19 protein-coding genes and 1 pseudogene are annotated in these 24332 nt (G+C 44.2%); 7 read left to right on the forward strand and 13 right to left on the reverse strand.

What is annotated here, in order from left to right:
* Positions 1-70: 70 nt before the first annotated feature.
* From urtE to C1T29_RS21865, 12 genes are all read right to left on the reverse strand, one after another.
* Positions 71-772 carry an urea ABC transporter ATP-binding subunit UrtE gene (gene urtE / locus C1T29_RS21810; RefSeq protein ID WP_095432225.1) on the reverse strand — a complete coding sequence of 234 codons (702 nt, stop codon included), beginning with the start codon at positions 770-772 and terminating at the stop codon, positions 71-73.
* Positions 769-1518, reverse strand: a complete 750-nt coding sequence (urtD, locus tag C1T29_RS21815) for an urea ABC transporter ATP-binding protein UrtD (RefSeq protein WP_095432226.1) — start codon at positions 1516-1518, stop codon at positions 769-771. Before urtD ends, urtE begins: the two co-directional genes overlap by 4 nt.
* Entirely contained in the window at positions 1493-2563 is a 1071-nt protein-coding gene (gene urtC, locus C1T29_RS21820) for an urea ABC transporter permease subunit UrtC (RefSeq protein ID WP_095432227.1), read from the reverse strand. Before urtC ends, urtD begins: the two co-directional genes overlap by 26 nt.
* 11 nt (positions 2564-2574) lie before the next feature.
* Complete coding sequence (gene urtB, locus C1T29_RS21825) at positions 2575-3477, reverse strand: urea ABC transporter permease subunit UrtB (protein ID WP_095432228.1); 903 nt, start codon at positions 3475-3477, stop codon at positions 2575-2577.
* A gap of 32 nt (positions 3478-3509) precedes the next feature.
* The gene (gene urtA / locus C1T29_RS21830; RefSeq protein ID WP_095432229.1) at positions 3510-4766 is read right to left on the reverse strand and encodes an urea ABC transporter substrate-binding protein; all 1257 of its coding nucleotides are present in this window, start codon (positions 4764-4766) and stop codon (positions 3510-3512) included.
* A gap of 206 nt (positions 4767-4972) precedes the next feature.
* The gene (gene csbD / locus C1T29_RS21835; RefSeq protein WP_095432230.1) at positions 4973-5161 is read right to left on the reverse strand and encodes a stress response protein CsbD; all 189 of its coding nucleotides are present in this window, start codon (positions 5159-5161) and stop codon (positions 4973-4975) included.
* 72 nt (positions 5162-5233) lie between these two features.
* A complete protein-coding gene (locus C1T29_RS21840; RefSeq protein ID WP_095432231.1) occupies positions 5234-5713 on the reverse strand; it encodes a hypothetical protein in 480 nt (159 codons plus the stop codon).
* Positions 5714-5875: 162 nt separating this feature from the next.
* Entirely contained in the window at positions 5876-7009 is a 1134-nt protein-coding gene (rapB, locus tag C1T29_RS21845; protein ID WP_095432232.1) for a response regulator aspartate phosphatase RapB, read from the reverse strand.
* A 191-nt stretch (positions 7010-7200) separates the two neighbouring features.
* Positions 7201-8226, reverse strand: a complete 1026-nt coding sequence (gene moaA / locus C1T29_RS21850; RefSeq protein WP_040081560.1) for a GTP 3',8-cyclase MoaA — start codon at positions 8224-8226, stop codon at positions 7201-7203.
* Positions 8227-8241: 15 nt separating this feature from the next.
* The gene (gene fdhD / locus C1T29_RS21855) at positions 8242-9030 is read right to left on the reverse strand and encodes a formate dehydrogenase accessory sulfurtransferase FdhD (RefSeq protein WP_095432233.1); all 789 of its coding nucleotides are present in this window, start codon (positions 9028-9030) and stop codon (positions 8242-8244) included.
* Positions 9031-9132: 102 nt separating this feature from the next.
* Complete coding sequence (locus tag C1T29_RS21860; RefSeq protein ID WP_014665707.1) at positions 9133-9294, reverse strand: hypothetical protein; 162 nt, start codon at positions 9292-9294, stop codon at positions 9133-9135.
* A 94-nt stretch (positions 9295-9388) separates the two neighbouring features.
* The gene (locus tag C1T29_RS21865; RefSeq protein WP_103749269.1) at positions 9389-10063 is read right to left on the reverse strand and encodes a vWA domain-containing protein; all 675 of its coding nucleotides are present in this window, start codon (positions 10061-10063) and stop codon (positions 9389-9391) included.
* Between C1T29_RS21865 and C1T29_RS21870 the strand changes: the two are divergent.
* The 4 genes and pseudogenes from C1T29_RS21870 to C1T29_RS21885 form a co-directional block, all read left to right on the forward strand.
* A pseudogene (locus tag C1T29_RS21870) lies at positions 10058-10333 on the forward strand (contact-dependent growth inhibition system immunity protein); the annotation flags it as partial. The gene C1T29_RS21865 and the pseudogene C1T29_RS21870 sit on opposite strands and share 6 nt — an antisense overlap.
* A gap of 385 nt (positions 10334-10718) precedes the next feature.
* The gene (bglP, locus tag C1T29_RS21875; RefSeq protein ID WP_103749186.1) at positions 10719-12548 is read left to right on the forward strand and encodes a PTS beta-glucoside transporter subunit IIABC; all 1830 of its coding nucleotides are present in this window, start codon (positions 10719-10721) and stop codon (positions 12546-12548) included.
* A 21-nt stretch (positions 12549-12569) separates the two neighbouring features.
* Positions 12570-13979 (forward strand): aryl-phospho-beta-d-glucosidase, encoded by a 1410-nt coding sequence (bglH, locus tag C1T29_RS21880; RefSeq protein WP_103749187.1) that lies wholly within the window; start codon positions 12570-12572, stop codon positions 13977-13979.
* A 102-nt stretch (positions 13980-14081) separates the two neighbouring features.
* Positions 14082-14528 carry a universal stress protein gene (locus C1T29_RS21885; RefSeq protein WP_103749188.1) on the forward strand — a complete coding sequence of 149 codons (447 nt, stop codon included), beginning with the start codon at positions 14082-14084 and terminating at the stop codon, positions 14526-14528.
* A gap of 33 nt (positions 14529-14561) precedes the next feature.
* Here C1T29_RS21885 and C1T29_RS21890 read toward each other — a convergent pair whose 3' ends face one another.
* Positions 14562-15293 carry a 2OG-Fe dioxygenase family protein gene (locus C1T29_RS21890; RefSeq protein WP_103749189.1) on the reverse strand — a complete coding sequence of 244 codons (732 nt, stop codon included), beginning with the start codon at positions 15291-15293 and terminating at the stop codon, positions 14562-14564.
* 167 nt (positions 15294-15460) lie between these two features.
* Here C1T29_RS21890 and C1T29_RS21895 point away from each other — a divergent pair, with 167 nt between their 5' ends.
* The 3 genes from C1T29_RS21895 to wapA form a co-directional block, all read left to right on the forward strand.
* Positions 15461-16204, forward strand: a complete 744-nt coding sequence (locus tag C1T29_RS21895; RefSeq protein ID WP_103749190.1) for an SDR family NAD(P)-dependent oxidoreductase — start codon at positions 15461-15463, stop codon at positions 16202-16204.
* A gap of 67 nt (positions 16205-16271) precedes the next feature.
* Complete coding sequence (locus tag C1T29_RS21900; RefSeq protein ID WP_069838392.1) at positions 16272-17207, forward strand: DMT family transporter; 936 nt, start codon at positions 16272-16274, stop codon at positions 17205-17207.
* Between the two features lie 166 nt (positions 17208-17373).
* Positions 17374-24332: tRNA nuclease WapA (gene wapA, locus C1T29_RS21905; protein ID WP_231516519.1), on the forward strand; the 6959-nt coding region annotated here is incomplete at its 3' end.

Genomic DNA, 24332 nt, shown 5'->3' on the forward strand with positions numbered 1-24332 from the left:
GCGGATGCGGTTACTACGAATTTTTGGAGCATGCAGGCGGGACATCACCTCCCTTTCTTCAAGTACCGGGTCATACGGTAAGATGCCTTTCAAAGCGGCGTGCCGTTTCTTCATCGGCCTTTCCATGGTCGACAACCGTTCCCCTGTCGATCACATAAAGGTAGTCAGCACATGTTAACGCGTTTTCCAGACTGTGCTCGACTAAAACAACGGAAATGTCTTTTTTTCTGGAAATTTCTACGATAACTTGTCTGATTAGTTCGATAATTGATGGCTGAATTCCTTCCATTGGTTCATCAAGTAAAATAATTTTTGGATTTCCCATCAGCGCTCTGGCAATTGCAAGCTGCTGCTGCTGGCCTCCGCTTAAATCGCCGCCTTTGCGGTCAAGCATCTCCTTTAAAACAGGAAACCATTGAAAAATGTCTTCCTTGACCTGCCCCGTTCGCTCCTTCTTCGGAAGCGGCTCTTCCCCAAGCAGCAGGTTGTCACGAACAGTTAAGGAGGAAAAGATGTCTCTTCCCTGCGGAACGTACGCAATTCCCGTTCTTGCCCGTGTTTCCGCCTTTTCGTTTTGAACAAACGTTTGATTAAAACAAATATCCCCCTTTTTTGCCGGAAGCAGGCCTATGATTGTTTTCAGCAAGGTGGATTTGCCGACTCCGTTTCGGCCTAATACAGCGACAATCTGCCCCTCGCGAACCTCCATGCTGAGGCTGTGCAAAACCATCGATTGATCGTAACCGGACGTTACATTCCTGACGGCAATCATGACACACCGCTCCTTCCTAAATACACCTCTGCCACCTCTTCATTGCTTGTGATGTCATCCATCGACCCTTCACAAAGCACTTTGCCTTCATGCATGACCGTGACTTTTCTGGAAAACGAGCGCACAAAATCCATATCGTGCTCGACAATCAGAACAGTGCACGTTTTTGCAATTTCTTCAAGCAGGGCTCCGGTTTTTTCCCGCTCCTTTCCTGTCATGCCGGCAATCGGTTCATCCAGCAGCAAAAGCTTCGGCTCCATGGCGAGCTGCATGCCGATCTCAAGCCATTGCTTCTGTCCGTGTGACAGGCTGCCAGCTGTTAGATCCCATTTGTCATCTAACCCAATCAGCCGCAGGATGTCTATGATCCTGTCACTTTGCTCTTTTGTCATACGAGCTGTCAGCAGTGAAAGGATCGTTTTTTTCTGTTTCATGGCAAGTTCGAGGTTCTCAAACACAGTCAGCTGCATAAAAACACTCGGAGCCTGAAACTTTCTGGCGACCCCCAGTTTGGCGATCTGATATTCCCGCGCTTTTGTCAGTTCATTCGTTTCTTGAAATAGCACTTCGCCTGAATGCGGCTTCGTTTTTCCGCAAATGATGTCCAGCAAAGTCGTTTTTCCGGCGCCGTTCGGCCCAATTAAAAAATGGATATCACGTTCCTGCACGCTGATATCAACGCCCTGCAAGGCCCAAAATCCGTCAAACTCAACCTTCACGTCACGGCAGGTAAGTATCGGTTTCATAAGTAGCCGCTCCTTTCTTTTTCGAGGAAGAAAGCTGGGTTCTAATCTTCTCGAACAGCCCGATAATCCCTTTTGGCATATAGAGCACCACAATGATAAACAGCGCGCCGAGGAAGTACAGCCAAATGTCAGGGTAATATTCGCTTAAATAGCTTTTCATGCAGTTCGTTAACAGCGCGCCAAGCACCGCCCCGAAAATGGAGTGCCTGCCGCCGATTGCGACCCACAGCACCATTTCCACCGAAGGGATGATGCCCATCATTTCCGGCGAGATCATCCCATCCTGAAGCACAAACAGCATCCCGGCAATCCCCGCCATCGCAGCAGATACACAGTAAATAAACACTTTAAAAACGGTGGAGTGATATCCGAAAAAACGGACTCTGCTTTCTCCGTCGCGCACCGCCTGCAATAGCCGCCCAAAACGGCTTCTCGTCAGAAACAAAGCAAACATGACAGAAACACCGAGGAAAAAGACTGTCGTAAAATACAAAATCTGCTTTATTGCAGGATCGGCCAGAGCATATTGAAAAACGGTAAAGAAATTCGTGAGGCCATTCGTGCCGCCGGTGATGTCCTGGCTGCCGATGAACAGTGTGACAACAACAACCACAACAGCCTGAGAGATCAACGAAAAATAAACACCCTTTATGTTGTTGCGGAAGGTAAAGTAACCGAGTGAAAAGGCCAAAAAAACAGGAACAATAACGGCTGCAGCAATCGCAGCAAAAGGATGCCTGAACATTGCCCATATCCACGGCAGTTCACTGACGCCGGTCCACTCCATAAAATCAGGAATGCCTGACGGTGAGGCTTCTATTTTTAAGTACATGGCCATGCAGTAAGCGCCCAACCCGAAAAAGACGCCATGTCCCAAACTCAAAATGCCTGTATATCCCCAAATCAGGCAAATGCCGACCGCCACAATCGCGAAGCATAAAAACTTCGCCAACAGCCCTAATCGAAACTCCTGCAGAAAGAACGGAGCGGCGATAAAAAGGGCAAACATCACCAGATACGGACTGAATTGTGAAAACCGCTTCATCCGGTTCCCTCCTAATCAAGTAATCTCGTTCTGACACTCGCAAGACCTGAAGGCCGCCATTGCAGAAAGAGAATAATAAATGCAAACACGACTACCTTTGCAATCGTAGCGCTTGTGGAATACTCAACGAATGTGCTCAGCAAACCGATCGTCACCGCGCCGATAATAGTGCCTTTTAATTTGCCAATTCCGCCTAATATGACGATCATGAAGGCATCGACGAGGTATGAGGAACCGAGAGTAGGCCCGATCGAACCAAGCAATGTGAGTGAGCTCCCCGCGATACCGGCCAGTCCGCTTCCGAGCGCGAAAGCCAATGTATCTGTTTTTCTCACAGATACGCCGAGACACGATGCCATGCTCCGGTTCAGCGTAACTGCCTGCATCCGCCGCCCCGCAGAGGTTTTAAATAAATAGAAACCGAGCAGTGCCAGCGTAAAAAGAACGAGCGCCAAAATAAACAGCCTTTTATACGGAAAGGTAACCGAAAACAGCGTCACCCCTCCCGTCAGCCACTCAGGTGATTTGACGGCCACATTCGGCGCGCCAAAAATTGATCTTGCTGCCTGCTGCAGTATCAAGCTCACCCCCCACGTCGCCAAAAGGCTGTCGAGCGGACGGTCATATAATCGCCTGACAATCACTTTTTCAATGACAATCCCAATAAACGCCGCAACCGCAAACGCCATGATGATCGCGATTAAAAAATAGTAAGAAAACAGAGAAGCCGGCAAATAGCTTAAAAACAGCTGCTGAACGACATATGTCGTGTAGGCTCCTGCCATAATCAGCTCACCGTGCGCCATATTAATCATGTTCATCAAACCGAATGTAACGGCCAATCCAATCGCAATGAGAATTAAAATAGAACCGAGACTGATCCCGTTAAATAATTGAGTAACGACGACAGACATGCTCCGCCTCCTCCCCCGCAAACGGCTTTGATTTATTTAGATAACCCCTTTGCCCAGTCGTACGTTTTTAAATATGGATCAGGTTTTACCGGTTCACCTGAGTTCCATACTTCTTTAAACTGTCCATCCCCCGTGATTTGCCCGATTCTGACCGTTTTGTAGAGATGCTGTGTATCACCGTCAATTTTCACTGTGCCGCCCGGGGCCTTGAATGAAATCCCGTCAGCCGCTTTCTTCACCTTATCGACATCAAAGGACTTGGCTTTTTCAACTGCCGCTGCCCAGAGATAGACCGCATTATAGCCGGCTTCAATCGGATCGCTCGTCACCCGGCTATCGCCGTTCATTTTTTTATAGTTCTTCACGAATGTTTGATTTTCGCTCGTATTGGTTGTCTGGAAGTAATTCCACACCGCATAATGTCCTTTTAGCACATCAGGGCCGATCCCCCTAATTTCTTCCTCAGCGACACTTGCCGACATGACAGGCATATCATCAGCCGATATCCCCGCATCTTTCAGCTGTTTGAAAAACGCCACGTTGCTGTCGCCGTTTAATGTGTTAAAAATGACATCGGGCTGTTTTTCTTTGATTTTGCTGACGAGCGTACTGTAATTGGTGTGGCCTAGCGGCGTATACTCTTCACCGGCAATTTCTCCTCCGTCCGCTTTTACTTGTGCTTTAATGATTTTATTGGCTGTTTTCGGGAACACGTAATCTGATCCGATCATAAAGAACTTTTTACCTTTATTTTTCAGCAGATAATCCACAGCTGGCACAATTTGCTGATTCGTCGTTGCTCCGGTATAAAAAATATTAGGTGATGTCTCCATTCCCTCGTACTGCACCGGATAGAACAGCAGCCCATTGTTTTGCTCCACAACCGGAAGCATGGCTTTGCGGCTAGCAGATGTCCATCCGCCAAAAACAGCAGCCACTTTGTCTTGCTGAAGCAGCTTTCTCATTTTTTCCGCATATGTAGGCCAGTCTGAAGCGCCGTCTTCCACGACGGGTTCAAGCTTTTTGCCGAGAACTCCGCCTTTTTGGTTGATTTCTTGAATCGCGATTAACTCTGCATCATGGACGGACACTTCGCTGATCGCCATTGTCCCGCTTAGTGAGTGAAGAATCCCGACCTTCACTGAATCCCCGCTTGTGTCGATATCAACTGTTTTTTTCGCACTTCCGCTGGCTTCTGACACTTTCTTCGGCGCAGCACACCCTGCCATCAACACCATGATCAGACACAACAGAAAAACAGCCTGTATTCCAACCCCTTTGTTTTTCATTCAGAACCTCCCTTTGTCATGTGATGTTACAAAAGTTAACAACTCATGTCATTATTATATAGAAGAGATTCATCAATTCAAATAATATTTGAAAAATTTAGATATTTTGACCAAATCAGATGCTTTTTTTGTTATATTTATTCACATCAGAAAAAGTGAACAAAAAAAAGACAAGAAACATATCGTTTCCTGCCTCTTCCGTATGATTAATCTTTATCTGAGAATTTATCCTTCGCTTTCCCGATATCCTTTTGGATTTCGCCTTTCGCCTTATCTTTTTTGCCTTCAGCCTTCATATCCGTTCTGTCAGTCATATCTCCGGCTTTATCCTTCACTTCTCCTTTGGCTTTATTAAAGCCGCCTTTCATTTTGTCTTTTACACTATCGTTACCCATGTTGATTCTCTCCCCTCATTTATATGTGTACTTGTTACCTTCCCGATCTGAGAGGCACTAAACATTCGAATGTTATTTATCGATTTCGTAGCGCTCTCCGTGACGGAGCACTTTGTATATCGCCAGCCCGTCTGATGACTTTTTCTCTGAATACCGAACCGGCAGAAGGGCGAAAAACACGTAATACGTAGAAAAATAGACAAACTGATAGAAAAACACATTCGGCTTTAATACACTGTGGATAATCAGCAGATTGACTGCAAAAATCGTGATAAGGTTAAACAGGCAGCCTCCGGCATACACGAGTGCATTTGAGAATCGATTGTCAATCTTCAAATCCCCGTATCGGCAAAAAGAATCGATAAAATAAATCGTTCTGAACCGTATTGGCCCAATCTTAAGCAGTGTTTTTCCCATTCCAATATCCAATGAGCCTTTTCCGCCAAAAATAAAGGCCATAAAGCTGTGCCCCGAAACATGTATGATCTGTACAAGCGGCAGAACAATGAGGAAAGACCATAGAAACTTCACCATATCATTGAAACCAAACATCGAATTCCCCCTCAATCAATCATGTATATCTGCATCCCAAAACGGCTTTTGTACAAAAAACAGTGCTGTAGCGATTTTTCCTGTTCTCCCCGGAAATAAACGTTCCGATGCTCCCCTTTTTTTTGCATATAAAAAAACCATCTGCCGGCAGATGGTTTTGTCTCATACTTTATATAAACAATCGTTCCTTTGAATCATCTCTCTCATGCTGACCGCTTTTTCATAAAAATACACCGCTTCTTTATATTGCTCACGATGACTGAAATGGGAGGCAGCATCTAAAGCAAATTCTTCAATATATACGTACAGGCCTTTTTCTTCCATATAATCAAATACTTCTTGAATCATATCCAAATTGACAGATTCCACATATAAGGCCTGCAGAAATTTATATTTTGCCAGACTGAAGAAGTCGTTACGTTTTTTGGCGATGGCAATTCCCTTTTCATAGTAGTGCATCGCAGCCTCGGCATCTTGTTTTTTGAAAAGAACGCGGGTCAGGCTGAAGAGCGTTTTTGGAAGCTGTTCAAGCTGATAATCCTCGAAGACTGGAAGCGCTTTTTCAAAGTATTCGGCGGCTTGATCCAGCTCCCCCTTGTCATCATAGCAATTCCCGATATTATAAAGGGCTGATCCGATCAAACGGGGCTGTCCCTCCAATAAAGCAAGACGGTATGCGTCATCCAAATGCTCAAGCGCTTTTTCATAATTTCTGTAGTCTATGTAATTTCCTGATATGACGAAATGGCATTGAATTCTTCTGACTCTGTAAAAATCGTTAGCCTTATACGTCTCCAGCGCCTGTACGGCGTGGTTCATGGAAAAGTGCGTCTGCTTCATAATATAAAAGACTTCTGCCACCTTAAAATGAAATTCCGCTCTTTCAATTTCATCTTCTACAAACGCAAGCATCTTCTCAGCTTTCCGGTAAAAGGATATAGCGGAGATGTAATTGTTCTGTTCAAATTCGTACATTCCTCTAAACAAGTGAAAATAATACTCAGATAATCCGGAGATGCTGTCCTGATTGCTTTCCAGCCTTTTGATCAATTCACGATATTGAAGCTGAGATTCCTCGTGCAGGTCGGGCTTTACATAATCCAGCATAATTTGGTGCCTGTAGCTGATCAGCTGATAATACAAGAGAAGCAGCTGATCCTCTTCCATCTGTTCTATGTCTTGATCAATTTCTTCCTTCAGCTTTACGGCATCAGCCACTTGAAATGCTAAAATGTGCTTATACCACTTATTGATTTTCACTCCTACTTGAGATGACGGGATCTCGTACGCGGCCATGCCCTCCAACCCTTTCTATTTTCTAATTGGTTATATTTTATCATAATGTATGGCTTTGGAATTAAAATTTCTTACAATGAATCCTTCTTTATGCCTATCCTTATATATTTCGGTTTTTATACGAATTTTTTGCACTCAGATTTTGATAAAAAAAGCTTACCGGACAGCGCCGATAAGCTTTTGACTTCATATTAACCGCCAATATAAGACATTTCCACTTTCTTTTTGCCTGATGCTTTTGATAGCGTACGATCGACTGAATACTGATCGATCCGGTTTTTCCAGACTGTGCCGATCATTTCTGACAGTTCGTCATCACTTAATTCCTGCCGAACCGGAGCTCTGAGGTCAAATCCGCTTGAAGCGAATAAACAGGTGAACAGCTCACCCCTCGCAGAAAGACGGGCCCTGTTGCAAGATCCACAGAACGCATCAGATACAGATGAGATGACGCCGATTTCTCCGGAGCCGTCCAAGTAGCGGAATCTGGAAGCCACTTCGCCTGTATAATTAGGCGCTATCGGCTCAACCGGCATGTGTTCATTGATCAAATCTATGATTTCCGCCTTCGTCATAACGTCTTTCTTTTCCCATTGGTTGGTATTGCCTACGTCCATAAATTCAATGAATCTCAGGATATGGCCTTTTTCTTTAAAATAACGGGCCATTGGCAGTATATCTTTTTCATTGACGCCCTTTTGAACGACCATATTGATTTTAACACCGAGCCCCGCTTGCTTCGCCGCTTCAATACCTTCCAGCACCTTGCTGACAGAAACGCCGCGTCCGTTTATCTTTTTAAAACGCTCATCCTCTAAAGAATCAAGGCTGATCGTAACCCGTTTCAGCCCGGCTTCCTTGAGCCTCTCCGCATAAACAGGCAGCAGTGAACCGTTTGTCGTCATCGCAATATCACGGACACCCGGAATGCGGGCCAGTTTTTTGATTAGTTCCGGCATATCCTTTCTCATGAGGGGCTCTCCGCCGGTCAAGCGGATTTTTTCAACGCCAAATCTTGTGACAAAAAGTGTCGCAAGCCGTTCCAGCTCCTCAAATGAAAGCAGCTCCTCTTTCTTTAAAAAAGGATAGTCCGGACCGAATAATTCGGCGGGCATACAGTACGTGCATCGGAAGTTGCAGCGGTCTGTAACAGAAATGCGAAGGTCTCTCAGCGGTCTGTTTCTCTTATCCAACATCTGACGCGACTCTGTAATCATAGCTACAGCCCCTTCCTATCCCCCGATTCTCTCAGGGTGTGTATATACATTAAATGATTCGTTTCTGACAAATCCGATCGCTGTGATATTCAATTCTTCCGCCATTTGAATCGCAAGCTCCGTCGGGGCCGATTTGGAAATGACAATCGACACGCCGATTTTTGCCGCCTTTAACAGAACTTCTGATGAGATTCTGCCGCTGAACACAATCAGTTTGTCACGGACGGACATCCCATTTAGTAGACAATGCCCGTATAATTTATCAAGTGCGTTGTGCCGGCCGATATCTGTGCGCATCAACAGCAGTTTCTCTGTGTCGCATAGCGCCGCATTATGGACGCCTCCCGTCTCCTGAAACGTCCCGCTCATTTGCTGCATGTCTTTCATAAGCGCCAGACATGCATCAGGCGATATCTTGATTTGGCTGACAGCCGTCTTGGCTGTTTTGACATCCTGCTGAAAATAAAAATGACGGCCCTTCCCGCAGCATGAGCCGATCACCCGTTTCGTATAATCCTTTTGATCCAATGTCTCAGGATGAACGAGGTCGACATAAACAAAACCGAGACTTTCATCTATTGTAAACCTTTTAATCTCTTTTTGAAATCGTATTACACCCTCTGATGCGAGAAATCCGATGACAAGCTCTTTGATATGCTCAGGCGTGCAAACGAGCGTCACAAATTCACTGCCATTCAGTATCACTGTCAAAGGGTATTCCGTTACCATCCGGTCTTTTATTTTGCTTATTTCCCCTTGTTCATAGCGCCATACATCCCTGACCGCAGTTGCTTTATCGTTCAATGTCTCTTCCCCTCCGCAATGTTCCTGCCTTTATATTTTTTCACACTCCCCGGATTTTGTCGAATTCTGAGGCATAAAAAAGAGCCCTCTGTACAAAGGACTCTATGTTTGATTATGCTGATTCTTTCTCAGGACCGTAAACAGCACGATAGCTGCGATCAAGGTGAGAATGCTGACAAAAAAGAAGGCTGCCAGTTTTAGAAGAACACCAATCAATATGAATGCCACGGTGGCTATAAGAAAAATCATTCCTAATAATTTCATATGTTCAACCCCTTTTAAGGGTATCATTCCCGCCCCAACTGTTTTTAAACCAATAAAAAAAGGCGCCTGGGGGAGCGCCTGATCATTAGGTTCCTTACTCAGTAAATTTTTGTGCTTCTTTTTCCCAAGCCTGTTCAAACTCATCCGCACTGTTCGCTGAAATGTATTCTCCGCCTCCAGCTACAGCCGCTTGTTTCAACTCTTCATTGCCTTTAACATCAAAGTTGAAGCCAATAATGTTTACGATCGTGTCCACATTCGATGCACGAAGCTTTTCGATTTCCGCCGCAGGGTCTCCGCCGCACGTTTCTTCACCGTCAGTGATTAAGTACACCACATTTTTTCCGTCAGCGTCAAAAGCTTCAAATTCTTTTCTTGTATCTGAAAGTGCTTTGGCAATCGGTGTCCAGCCAGTCGGCTTGATCTCACTCAATGAATTGTCAAACAGCGATCCTTCATATGGGTGAAGGCCGTAAATGGTTTCCGTTGTGCTGCATGAAAGAGCTTTGCCGGACAATTTATTGTTTCCAGCATGTCCGAAAACGCGAAGCATGAGATTTGTATCCTTCGGAAGCAGCTCGGCAAAAGACTTTACTGATTTTTTGGCAATGTCTATTTTGCGCTCTCCCCCTGTTTTTTGAATCATGCTTCCGCTTCCATCAAACAAAACAGCTACATTTGTGTCAGTCTGTTTCTCAGCGGCAAAAGACGGGGAGGCAAAGGAGACAGTCAGCAATCCAATGATGCCGGCAGCCAGCAGTTTTTTCAGTTTTTAGCTGGAACATTCCATCAAGATATTGAAACTCCTGATGACGCTATACAAGAGTTATTAACAGAGGAAAGTAAGGAATATTTGGAGGATGCTATTGTCTTTTTAACGGATTTTATTGAAAGTGAGCATTCAGAAAATGAGAAAAAAGATTACATTCAATCTTGCGCAGATGGCGTGTATTTTCCTGCGTTTAATTTAGAACCAATAGATTGGCTAAAGAATGTAATAGTACAGATAAAGAAGTCTTTAAAAAAATTTAATCGGTAACGATTCATAACCTTGATTGGAAAAAATGCCTTTCAAGGTTTTTAATTACAATAATTTTTTATTGAAGTTAATACTAAGTTCAAATCTTTATGATTACTTTTGTTCTAGAAACGATAGTCAACACCAAAAATGAAAGCGTTGACATCCTCTGAATCTAGTGCTAAAGTATACCTACAAACAAATAAAACGACCCGTCAGGATTGTTACTGCGAAAGCAGGCAAAACCTAAATGGTGCAGGTGCAGGAGGAGACTCTCGCAATCTGTGTCATTTAGGTTTTTTTTATTCTCTTTTAGGAGGTGATGCGGCAATTTGATACAAAAAAAAGCTGGTGAAAGGCGGCCACCTTTCATCCAGCAGTCCCCCCATAAAAAGGAGGTATACACATGGATTATGATAAATTATCGAAAGACATATTACAACTCGTAGGCGGGGAAGAAAATGTTCAGCGCGTGATTCACTGCATGACGAGACTGCGTTTTAATCTTCATGACAACGCGAAGGCAGATCGCAGTCAGCTGGAGCAGCTGCCGGGGGTGATGGGCACCAATATCAGCGGCGAGCAGTTTCAAATCATTATCGGAAACGATGTGCCGAAGGTGTATCAGGCGATTGTGCGGCACAGCAATCTCAGTGACGAAAAGAGCGTTGGTTCATCTTCTCAGAAAATGAATGTGCTGAGTGCGGTCTTTGATGTGATTTCTGGTGTGTTTACTCCGATTCTGCCTGCGATTGCGGGAGCGGGGATGATCAAAGGGCTTGTTGCGCTGGCAGTTACGTATGGCTGGATGGCGGAGAAGAGCCAGGTTCATGTCATTTTGACGGCTGTCGGTGACGGCGCGTTCTACTTCCTGCCGCTCCTGCTTGCGATGAGTGCGGCGAGAAAGTTCGGAAGCAATCCGTACGTGGCGGCAGCCATTGCGGCGGCGATTCTGCACCCGGATTTGACAGCCCTGCTCGGTGCGGGGAAACCGATTTCCTTTATCGGGGTTCCTGTAACCGCTGCCACTTATTCGTCAACAGTCATTCCGATTTTGCTGGCGATTTGGATTGCTTCCTACGTGGAAAAATGGATTGACCGTTTTACACACTCGTCTCTCAAATTGATTGTGGTTCCGACGTTGACATTATTGATTGTCGTGCCGCTGACATTGATTACAGTCGGTCCGCTTGGCGCTATTTTAGGAGAATACTTGTCTACTGGGGTCAATTATTTGTTTGATCATGCAGGGCTTGTGGCGATGATTTTGCTGGCGGGAACATTCTCTTTAATCATTATGACGGGCATGCATTATGCCTTTGTGCCAATTATGATCAACAACATTGCTCAAAACGGACACGATTATTTACTGCCGGCTATGTTTTTAGCGAATATGGGGCAGGCCGGGGCATCATTTGCCGTCTTCCTTCGCTCCAGAAATAAAAAATTCAAATCACTCGCGCTTACCACGAGCATCACAGCGCTGATGGGGATCACAGAACCTGCGATGTACGGCGTGAATATGCGTTTGAAAAAGCCGTTTGCGGCCGCTTTGATTGGCGGTGCAGCAGGTGGCGCGTTTTACGGCATGACGGGTGTTGCTTCCTATATCGTCGGTGGAAATGCAGGACTGCCGAGCATCCCTGTCTTTATCGGGCCAACGTTTATTTACGCGATGCTCGGTCTCGTGATTGCATTTGTGGCGGGAACAGCAGCTGCGTATTTGCTTGGATTCGAGGATGTGTCTTCTGACGGCAGCCAGCAGCCGGCAGTGCATGAAGGCAGCGGAGAAATCATTCACAGCCCGATTAAGGGAGAAGTGAAAGCCTTAAGCGAAGTCAAAGATGGAGTGTTTTCTGCCGGGATCATGGGAAAAGGATTTGCCATTGAGCCTGAAGAAGGAGAAGTGGTCTCGCCTGTTCATGGAAGCGTTACCACCATTTTTAAAACAAAACACGCAATTGGCATTACGAGTGATCAGGGAGCTGAAATTCTCATACACATTGGATTGGACACGGTGAAGCTGGAGGGACAATGGTTCACGGCTCATGTCAAAGAAGGCGACAAGGTCGCACCGGGAGATCCGCTCGTATCCTTTGACCTGGAGCAAATCAAAGCCGCGGGATATGACGTCATTACCCCGGTGATCGTGACCAATACAGACCAATATTCATTTTCGCCGGTGAAAGAGATCGGTAAAGTGCAGACAAAAGAAGCGCTGCTTGCTTTATCTTAAAAAACTGATGGGGTGATCAATATGAGTTCAAATGCAAAACGATTTCCAGAAGGATTTTTATGGGGCGGCGCGGTTGCTGCCAACCAAGTGGAGGGTGCTTATAACGAGGGCGGTAAGGGGCTTTCGACAGCTGACGTATCGCCGAACGGCATCATGTCTCCATATGATGAATCAATGACTTCCTTGAATCTGTATCACAACGGGATTGACTTTTATCATCGTTATAAAGAGGATATCGCTTTGTTTGCGGAAATGGGTTTTAAAGCGTTCCGTACATCAATTGCGTGGACGAGAATTTTTCCGAATGGCGATGAAGAGGAGCCCAATGAAGAAGGTCTTAGATTTTATGATGATCTGTTTGATGAGCTGTTAAAGCATCATATTGAGCCTGTCGTAACCATCTCTCATTATGAAATGCCGCTCGGTTTAGTGAAGAAGTATGGCGGCTGGAAGAATCGCAAAGTCATAGAGTTTTATGAACGCTATGCCAAAACTGTATTCCAACGCTATCAACACAAAGTGAAGTATTGGATGACGTTCAATGAAATTAATGTGGTGCTCCATGCCCCGTTTACCGGAGGCGGTCTTGTCTTTGAAGAAGGAGAAAACAAACGAAACGCGATGTACCAGGCGGCACACCACCAATTTGTCGCCAGTGCTCTTGCTGTCAAAGCGGGTCACGAAATCATTCCTGATTCGAAAATCGGCTGTATGATAGCGGCCACGACAACCTATCCGATGACCTCTAAGCCGGAGGATGTCTTCGCGGCAATGGAGAACGAGCGCAAAACACTATTCTTCTCAGATGTTCAGGCAAGAGGCGCGTACCCGGGATATATGAAACGCTATCTGGCAGAAAACAATATCGAAATTGAAATGGCTGAAGGCGATGAAGAGCTCTTGAAAGAACATACGGTAGATTACATTGGATTCAGCTACTACATGTCGATGGCGGCGAGCACTGATCCGGAAGAGCTTGCAAAATCAGGCGGCAACCTGCTGGGCGGAGTTAAAAACCCTTACCTGAAATCATCAGAATGGGGCTGGCAAATTGACCCGAAAGGCTTGCGCATTACGCTCAACACATTATACGACCGCTATCAGAAGCCGCTGTTCATTGTTGAAAACGGCCTTGGCGCTGTAGACAAAGTTGAGGATGACGGCACAATTCAGGACGATTACAGAATCAACTATCTGCGTGATCATTTAATTGAAGTGCGCGAAGCCATTGTGGACGGCGTTGAATTAATCGGATACACATCATGGGGGCCAATTGACCTTGTCAGCGCATCAACTGCGGAAATGAAAAAACGCTACGGCTTCATTTATGTGGACCGGGACAATGAAGGAAACGGAACATTAAACCGCATCAAGAAAAAAAGCTTCAACTGGTATCAGCAGGTCATCGCTACAAACGGAGAGAGTCTCTGACAACTTTTTGAAAACTCGTGCGCTTCAATTGACAATAACGAAAAGCAGGCGGACAATAAAAGAGAAAGATGAACCACCCACAGTCCGAAAGGCGGGAAGAGCATGTTTAACAAAATGTTAGTTGCGATTGACGGATCAGATATGAGTGAAAAAGCGCTTGATGCCGCAGTGCATTTGGCCAAAGAGCAGCAAGCGGAACTAAGCATTCTTCATGTGGGGAGAGAAGCCGTCGTCACGACTTCTTCTCTGACGGGAATTGTCTATGTGCCTGAACATTTTATTGATGAAATCAGGAACGAAGTTAAAAAAGAAGGCCTGAAAATCCTAGAGAACGCAAAAGAAAAAGCAGCCGGAAACGGTGTTCAAGCTGAAATCATTTATGCGAATGGCGAGCCGGCACATGAAATACTAAATCATGCAAAAGAGAAAGGCGTCAGCCTGATCATCGTTGGCAGCCGGGGGATCAGCGGCCTGAAAGAAATGATGCTTGGAAGCGTCAGCCATAAAGTGTCTCAATTATCAACCTGCCCGGTTTTGATTGTTCGATAGATTTATTGAAAAAGCGCCCCTTGGGCGCTTTTTTTATTTATTAGAAAATGTAACTAATAATATATCTCGATGCGCACCATCTCTATTGGCAGTGCCGACCGGTGTAACTGCATGAAAGACCTTTTGCCCGAGAGCAAGTGTTTCAAGCGGGTCTGTCAGCCGCAGTACTTTATCAATTTGCTTAACAGATGGAGCAATCAAGTTATCTCCGCCGATGGCATCCTCGCTCAGCTGAAATAGATGGACGAAAACAAGCGGTTCATCGTCACGATGCAGCCAAATGGGTGAGCTGTATGAAGGCGCGTCAGGTGTCACTTGATATCTGACTTGGTGGAGCCCGACGATCACTTCTTTCTCCCAATCTACAAAATCGGTTTGGCGCGCCATTTCTACATTTGAATGTATCATTTGCCTCGTTACAGGATGCTGTAGAAACTCATCTGATATTTTTTCAAATTGTCTGACGATACCGCCGTCATCATAATTATATTCTTTTGATTGAAAATATCCATTATCCGGATCTAATTCAAGAGTGTCGGAGTGAGGAGCCAAAATGTAGCGGGAATGCGCTCTGTAACGGCCGCCTCCTTTAGGATCAGCTTTCAAAGCGTCATATGTAAGCTGTAATTCGCGGACTGCGGCGTCTGTATTTTTTTGCCGGTAGAAATCTGCTGGAATATACGAATAACCGTTTTCCTTTAAAAAAGAAGCATATTTAGAAATATCGGATGTCAACTCTTTTTGTACCTTTGAAACTTGAACCATATGAATCTCTCCTTAAAAAGTAGATGATTTTTTTAGTAATTTCCTGTATGATAGAAAATGTGGAAAATAGAGGATGTAGTGCAATGCTAAATTATTTGTAATATATTGTCAAATAATAATATTCAGATTATTACAAATTACCAAAATGAAAAAAGGCAGAATGTAAAATGATGAAGAAAAAGAATATAATAATCACTGGGGCAAATAGCGGAATCGGCTTTGCGGCAGTAAAGCAATTTCTAACAGAAGGCTTTCGAGTCGTTGGAGTGGATATTCAAACAAATAAAATGTCAGAATTTATAGTAAACAGTGAGTTTCACATGGAAAAAGCAGACTTGTCTGATGTCCAGCAGGCGGAATCTTTGATGCCAAAACTTGAACAAAGCCGACTGATCCCTGATATTTTGATCAATGCAGCAGGGATAAGGGAAATCACCCCTGTTCTTGAATTATCGGCAGAATCATTCAAAAAGGTCATAGACATTAATCTCACGGCAGCTTTTATTCTTTCCCGAGACGCGGCAGGGCTGTGGTCAAAGCTGGGAAAACGAGGCTGTATAATCAACATCGCCTCTGTGTCCGGGCTGATGGCAGAGCCTGCGCGGGCTGCCTATGTATCTTCCAAGCACGCGGTCATCGGACTGACGAAGCAGCTCGCTATGGAATTCGGGTCAAAGGGGATCAGGGTGAATAGCATTTCACCGGGCGTGATCCAAACAGAATTAACGGAAGAGTATTTTCAAGACGATGAAATGGTTCAGCTGATCAAAGATAACCATGCCCTTCATACGTGGGGGCAGCCGAGTGATATTGTTTCCTGTATGAAGTATTTGGCTTCTGATGAGGCGCACTTTATTACAGGTTCAAACTTTGTCATAGACGGCGGCTGGACGGCAGGCAAGAAACTATAAAAAAGGGAAAAGCACCTTGCAGTTGGGGTGCTTTTCCCTATACATAACTGGAGGTAGAATACGCTTGATGCAGCAAGATCTCTCAATCACACCAAAACAAAAATCAACAGCCGTAATCAAAATGGTCATCTCTATGGTGATTTTCGGCTCCATCGGCTTTTTCTCAGAGCATACCAATCTGCCGTCATTTGAATTGGTCTTTGTCCGCTGCCTTTGCGCGACGCTATTTTTAAGCTTTTGCTGGCTGGCGTCCGGCCAATATAAAACTGAAAAATGGAGAAAGAGAGACGTGCTGCAAACATTGGCGTGCGGTTTCTTTCTTGTATTCAACTGGGTGTTCTTATTTAAGTCTTTTGAAGAAACGTCCGTTACAATTGCTATCTCCGTTTATCACCTAGCACCGGTGCTTGTTCTTCTCCTGGGAAGCATCATCTACAGAGAGAGATTACATGTCATCTCCGTCAGCTCCATTATCATCTGTTTTCTGGGAACTGCGCTGATTTCCGGGATTAACGGCAATACTTCATTGACGCAGCTGATGGGATCAGGGATCATTTGGGCCGTTCTCGCCGCGCTGTTTTATGCGTTCACCACTTTATTAGGAAAAGGCATTCAAAACCTCAGCCCTTACACGACCACCTTCCTGCAAACGGGTTTAGGGGTTATCATTCTGATTCCGTTTATTCACTTTGGCGCTTTTGCTGACCTTTCTCAGGGAAACTGGATTATGGTGGTATCTACCGGTATTATTCATACGGGTATTGTATATTTGTTGTTTTTTGACAGCTTGCGATTTTTATCAACGAAATTTATTTCAATCATTGTCTTTCTCGACCCCGCTGTCGCGATCGTGCTCGATACCGTCTTCACAGGTTTCCGCCCTGACCTCTATCAAACGCTCGGCATCGTGCTGATCTTTGCGGGCATGGCCTTGACGCTTGTCAGGAGGAAAGGGAAGGAGAATGTGGCAGCTGAAGGTACGGATATTGAACAAATCCAATAATGAAAAAATGTAAAAAGGCCTATGCGGCCTTTTTTTTATTTTAGGTCAATAGACTCTCGCTAATCCTTAAAATAAGATAAATTTTCTAGAAAAATATTGTAATAATATTTCAGTCTAGTTAAGATTATTGAGTAAATGTTACTTTTATTACAGAAGGAGAGAGAAAATGAAAAAAAGAAAGAGGCGAAACTGTAAAAGGTTCATAGCAGCATTTTTAGTGTTGGCTTTAATGATTTCATTACTGCCAGCAGATGTACTGGCAAAAACCACAGAAGAAGAGAATGGAAATCGTATTGTTGCCGATGATCCAGAAGAAACTTCTCGGAAAGAACAGACTGAGAAAGCCATACCTTTTGATCCAAAAGATATAAACAAAGAGGGAGAGATCACCTCAGAAAGAACAGAAAATACAAAGCTCTATTATGAAGGTGACGGTGTCTATAAACAGGAAGTATACCTTGATCCTATTCATACAAAGGAAACACCGGATGCTGACTGGGAAGACATTTCTCCTGAGTTAAAAGAGTCGACAAGCAAACAAGTCGAAACAGAGAACGCCATTTTGAATTCAGATTTTCAAAAGCAAATGAAGAACGGGCTTTATGCGACTTTTGAGCATAATGACCATAAGGTTACATATTCACTTGTAGAAGCGAAAGGCCCGAATAAAACTTCACTTACTCCGAAAGATACCTCAGCAGATTATAAGACTGACAGTAATGAGATTGTATATCCGGATGTGTTTCCGAATATTGATCTTCAGACTTTCACATTCAACGAAAACATAAAAGAAGATTTAGTCCTTCATCAGTATGATGGATACAACACATTTACATTTCAGTTAAAAACCGATTTGCAGGCTAAAGAGCAAGAGGATGGATCCATTGATTTTTCTGATGAAAAAGGCAAAGTTGTTTTTTCTGTGCCTAAGCCTTTTATGACGGATTCAAAACTAGATGAGCTTTCCGGCGAGGTTGAACGGTCAGACAAAGTCAGCTATAAGCTGGAAAAGAATGAAGAAGGGTATTTGCTTCATCTTACGGCAGACGAGAACTGGCTGAAAGACCCGGAACGCGTATATCCAGTTTCTATTGACCCGTCAACTTCTTTATCTGTTTCATCGGACACGTTTGTCATGAGTGCCTACCCGACGACGAACTATTCGGCCTCCTCACAAAAATGGGATGCTAATTTAAAGGCCTATGTACTGAAAACGGGCTATTATGACAAAACAACAGGCACAAACTATGCGTTCATGAAATTTAACAACCTAAAACCAATTCAAAATATGACTGTCACTAAAGCTACATTAAAAACATACGTAGCCCATTCCTATTATGGAACAAAGGCAACCGGTCTTTGGCTGGATACGGTAAACAGCAATTATGATAATGGAAAAGTGACATGGAATACAAAACCGGCATCTAAAAATATCGGAAAAGCCGACGTCCATAAAGGACAGTGGGCGAGTTATGACGTGACTGCTGCTGTAAAGTCATGGAACTCCGGCGGGGCCAACTATGGATTTAAGCTTCATACAAACGGAAACGGCAAGGAATATTGGAAAAAACTAATTTCTTCAGCGAACTCCGCCAATAAACCGTATATTGAAGTGACGTATACCATACCAAAGGGAAACACCCCTACAATTAAAGCCTATCACAACGGCGATTCCACTGGTTATTTCGATATCAGCTGGAAAAAGGTTGAAGGCGCAAAAGGATATCAGGTATGGATTTACAATGGTAAGGAATATCAAGCGATTTCTGCAGGCAACGTCACGTCGTGGAGCACAAAAGGGAAAAAAATCTGGCCTACGAGCGCAGAAATTGCCTCCAAGAGATATAAACTGCATCTGGACGGCAAGGATGGAGCTGAATTGGCATTAGATCCATCCCCGGTCTATAAGAATTCCGGCGGAAGCTATGCTACAAGCAAAAACTACTGGATTGGCGTCAGTGCAGTATTTGACCAAGGTGAAGGAGCGATGTCCGCACCGGCAAAGCCCGTTATCCCTAATGTAGGAAAAGCACAAGCACCATCAGCAAAGGGCTACAATAATGGGAATGCCACAGGTTATTTCGATCTTTCTTGGAAAGCTGTATCTGGTGCAACCGGCTATAAGATTCAGGTGTTCAATGGGAAAGGCTTTGAGACACTTGATCTGGGAAATCAGACGTCTTGGACCACCAAAGGGAAAAAGATTTGGCCGACAAGTGCTGAAATTAAGGCTGGGAAATATGCTCTTCATCTGAAAGACGGCAATGGTGCAGAGCTCCCGATCAATCCCGGCCCAACTTATAAAAACGCCGGGGGAGATGGAGCCAAAAGAAATTACTCCTTTAAAATTATCGCATACAACAAAGACGGCGAATCCATTGCATCACCGGCTGCTAACCCGGCACTTCCTGATATCGCTAAGCCAAAGAATTTAACTGGCTATTTGTATACAAATACAAAATCGAGTCAAACGGGCTATGTGAATTTGATATGGGAAAAGGTTCAAAATGCGAAAGGCTATAAAGTTAACATTTACAACGGTAAAGAATATCAATCCTTTGATGTGGGTGACGCGGATCATTGGACAACCCAAAATAAAAACATCTGGCCGACTTCTGAGGAAATCAAAGCTGGAAGCTATAAGCTTCATACAGATGGAAAAGGCGGGGAATTAGCCCTCGATCCATCACCTGTCTATAACAATGCAAATGGGAATTACAAAGGGAAGAAGAATTATTCTTTCACGCTTGTCGCTTATGATGCGAATGGTGAAACAATTCCAACGGCGCCCTTTAACCCAACGTTCCATGAAGGAGCAGAATTCCTTGGGACAGAAGAATACTGGTCTATCATTGATATCCCAAGCGGCCAGTTAAATGGTGCTACAGGCAATGTCATTGTGAATGAAGAAGATTTGTCAATTGACGGACGCGGTCCGGGACTTGGCTTATCGAGAACCTACAACAGTCTTGATAGCTCTGATCATTTATTTGGGCAAGGCTGGTATGCTGATGCAGAAACATCTGTCATCTCAACGGATGGCGGGGCAATGTATATCGATGAAGACGCTACGACACATCGATTCACGAAAAAAGCCGATGGCACCTATCAGCCGCCGACCGGTGTATATCTTGAATTAACAGAAACAGCTGATCAGTTCATATTAAAAACAAAGGATCAAACCAATGCTTATTTCAATAAAAAAGGCGGTAAGCTTCAAAAGGTAGTGGATGGCCACAACAATGCGACCGTCTACACTTACAACGACAAAAATCAACTGATGGCCATTACAGATGCTTCAGCCCGTAAGCTCACATTCACATATGATGAAAATGGCCATGTGACGTCCATCACCGGACCTAAAAACAAGAAAGTCACCTACTCATATGAGAATGATTTGCTGAAGAAGGTTACAGATACAGACGGGACTGTCACAAGCTATGACTACGATAGCGAAGGGCGCCTTGTCAAACAGAATTCAGCCAACAGTACCGAAGCAAAGCCTGTCTTTACCGAATATCAGTATAGCGGACACCGTCTCGAAAAAGCGATCAACGCTAAAAAAGAAACATATGTCTACAGCTATGATGCTGATAAAAAGACACTTCTCATGACACAGCCAAATGGCCGGAAGGTACAGTATGGCTATAATGAAGCGGGAAATCCGATTCAGGTCATTGATGATGCTGAAGGGCTAAAAATTACAACGAATACAAAATATGAAGGCAACAATGTCGTAGAAGATGTAGATCCAAACGACGTGGGCACCGGAAAAGCAACGGAAAGCTATCAATATGACAAAGATGGCAACGTTACGTCGGTTAAAGACGCATATGGAACTGAGACATACGAATATAACAAAAACAACGATGTCACAAAAATGAAGGATACCGAGGGCAATGTCACGGATATTGCTTATGACGGACTGGATGCTGTATCCGAAACCGATCAGAGCGGAAAATCATCGTCAGCAGCCGTTTATGATAAATACGGAAATCAGATTCAATCCAGCAAAGATTTATCAGCTTCAACTAATATTTTGAAAGATGGAAGCTTTGAAGCACAAAAATCCGGCTGGAATCTGACTGCCTCTAAAGACAGCGGCAAAATTTCAGTCATCGCCGATAAAAGCGGAGTTCTTTCCGGATCAAAGGCATTGGAAGTCTTGAGCCAATCAACGTCTGCAGGAACCGATCACGGGTATTCCTCAGCGACTCAAACAGTTGAACTGGAGCCGAATACAACCTATACATTAAGCGGGAAAATCAAAACGGATCTAGCGAAATCAAGAGCCTACTTTAACATTGATTTGCGAGACAAAGATCAAAAACGAATTCAATGGATTCACAATGAATACAGTGCATTAGCCGGAAAAAATGACTGGACAAAACGGCAAATCACTTTTACGACTCCAGCAAATGCAGGAAAAGCTGTTGTATATATGGAAGTCGATCATAAAGATAAAGATGGCAAAGGAAAAGCATGGTTTGATGAAGTCCAGCTGGAAAAAGGCGAAGTATCGTCAAGCTATAACCCAGTTCAAAACAGCAGTTTCACAACAGCAACGGAAAGCTGGAATGTAAGCGGGGCATCCGTTGATTCTGAAGAAGGCTTTAATGATGAAGTATCATTAAAAGCTGCCCGGACCAGTGCGTCCCAAGCCGGATCAGTAACAAAACAAACCGTTGTCTTAGGGCAAAGCGCAAATGACAAACCGGTTTATCTCACACTGACAGGCATGTCGAAAGCAAGCAGTGTCAAGTTCACAGATGAAAAAGACTATTCTCTGCAGGCTAATGTCACTTACTCGGACGGCAGCACAGGCGTATACAATGCGAAATTCCCTTCTGGAACACAGGAATGGAACCGCGCAGCTGTTGTTATACCAAAAACAAAGCCGATCAATAAAGTCGATATCAGCATACTGTTCCAAAAGAGCGCAACAGGAACCGCGTGGTTTGATGATATCCGTTTGATTGAAGGAAGCCTTCTGACAAAAAGCACGTATGACAGTAATGGTAACTATGTGACCAAGGAAGAAGATGAACTAGGATACTCTACTTCAACTGATTACGATGAAACTGGTAAGAAAACGTCTGAAACGGATGCAAAAGGTGAAAAAACATCCTATACGTATGATCAGGCAGACCAACTGACAAACATGACGCTCTCCAACGGCACTTCTATCCTTCACAGCTATGATAAGGAAGGCAATGAGGTAAGCAAAACCATCCGGGCGGGAGCAGATCAAACCTATAAATACGAATATGATGTGATGGGCAAGCTTGTCAAAACAACTGACCCTCTGGGCAATGTGCTAGCAAGCGAATATGATGCCAACAGCAACCTGACCAAAACCATTTCACCAAATGGCAACGAAGTGTCTCTTTCTTATGATGGAACAGACCGGGTGAAATCAAAATCGTATAACGGTACAGAAAAGTACAATTTCACGTATGACAAAAATGGAAATGAAACGTCGGTCGTTAATAAAGAGCAGAACACCACAAAGAAACGGACATTTGACAATAAAAACCGTTTAACCGAATTGACTGACCGCGGCGGCAGTCAAACTTGGACATACCCTAGTGACTCCGATAAGCTGAAAACCTTCTCGTGGACTCATGGGGACCAAAAAGGAACGAATCAATTTACGTATAACAAGCTGGATCAAATGATTGAGATGAAAGACAGTACATCTTCCTATTCATTTGATTATGATGAAAATGGCAACGTCCAAACCTTTATTACGGGCAACGGCGGTGGAACAAGTTTTTCATATGACGAAAGAAACCTTGTAAGCTCGCTGCATATCGGTGACAAAAACGGCGGAAGCATTCTGACAGAAAGCTATGAATACGACGCCAACGGCAACCGCACAACGATAAACAGCTCAGCAAGCGGCAAGGTGCAATATGAGTATGGGAAGCTGAATCAGCTTGTCAAAGAAACCCATGAAGACGGTACTGTTATTGAATACACATATGATGGATTCGGGAACCGGAAAACCGTTACAACTGTAAAAGACGGCTCAAGCAAAACGGTGAACGCTTCCTTCAACATCATGAACCAGCTGACAAAAGTCAATGATGAAAGCATCTCTTACGATAAAAACGGCAACCGCACATCCGACGGCAAATTCACATATACGTGGGATGCAGAAGATAACCTGACCGCCGTTACCAAAAAAGGCGAAGACAAGCCATTCGCAACATATAAGTATGACGAAAAAGGAAACAGAATCCAAAAAACCGTCAACGGAAACGTCACGAACTACTTCTACGACGGAGACAGCTTGAACGTCTTGTATGAAACAGACGCGGACAACAACGTCACAAAATCGTACACGTACGGGGACAGCGGCCAGCTGTTATCCTACACAGAAAATGGCAAGAAATATTTCTATCACTACAACGCACACGGCGACGTCATCGCGATCTCAGACAGCACTGGAAAAACCGTTGCCAAGTATCAATACGACGCATGGGGAAATCCAACAAAAACCGAAGCAAGCGATGAAGTGAAAGACAACCGCTACCGCTACGCAGGCTACCAATACGACGAAGAAACCGGCCTGTACTATCTCATGGCCCGCTACTACGAGCCAAGAAACGGCGTGTTCCTATCGCTCGACCCAGACCCGGGCAGCGATGGAGACTCATTGGATCAGAATGGGTATGCTTATGGAAATAATAACCCTGTGATGAATGTTGATCCGGATGGGCATCTAGTCTGGTTAGCTATAAACGCTGGCTTTGCGGCTTATGACGGATATAAGGCGTACAAGTCAGGAAAGGGCTGGAAACATGTAGTAGGTGCTGCTGCTCTAGGTTTTGTTGGTGGAGCAAGAATAAAAGCAGCAAGTCGATTGTATAAAGCGGCACATTCTGTTTATGTATTAAAAAAAGGAAAGAAAGTTGTGTATGTCGGAAGAACAAAAAATATGAAAAGAAGAGCTGCCGCCCATAAAAAAAACCACCCAGATGCGCGAATGGTAAAAAAAAGAGGAGGATTAACATATGCGCAAGCAAGAGGATTAGAGCATCGATATTATTTAAAATATGGCGGTAAGAAAAAGCTTAGAAATAAAATTAGACCAATAAGTCGTAAAAATAAGAAATATAA

The organism is Bacillus sp. MBGLi79 (assembly GCF_002953915.1).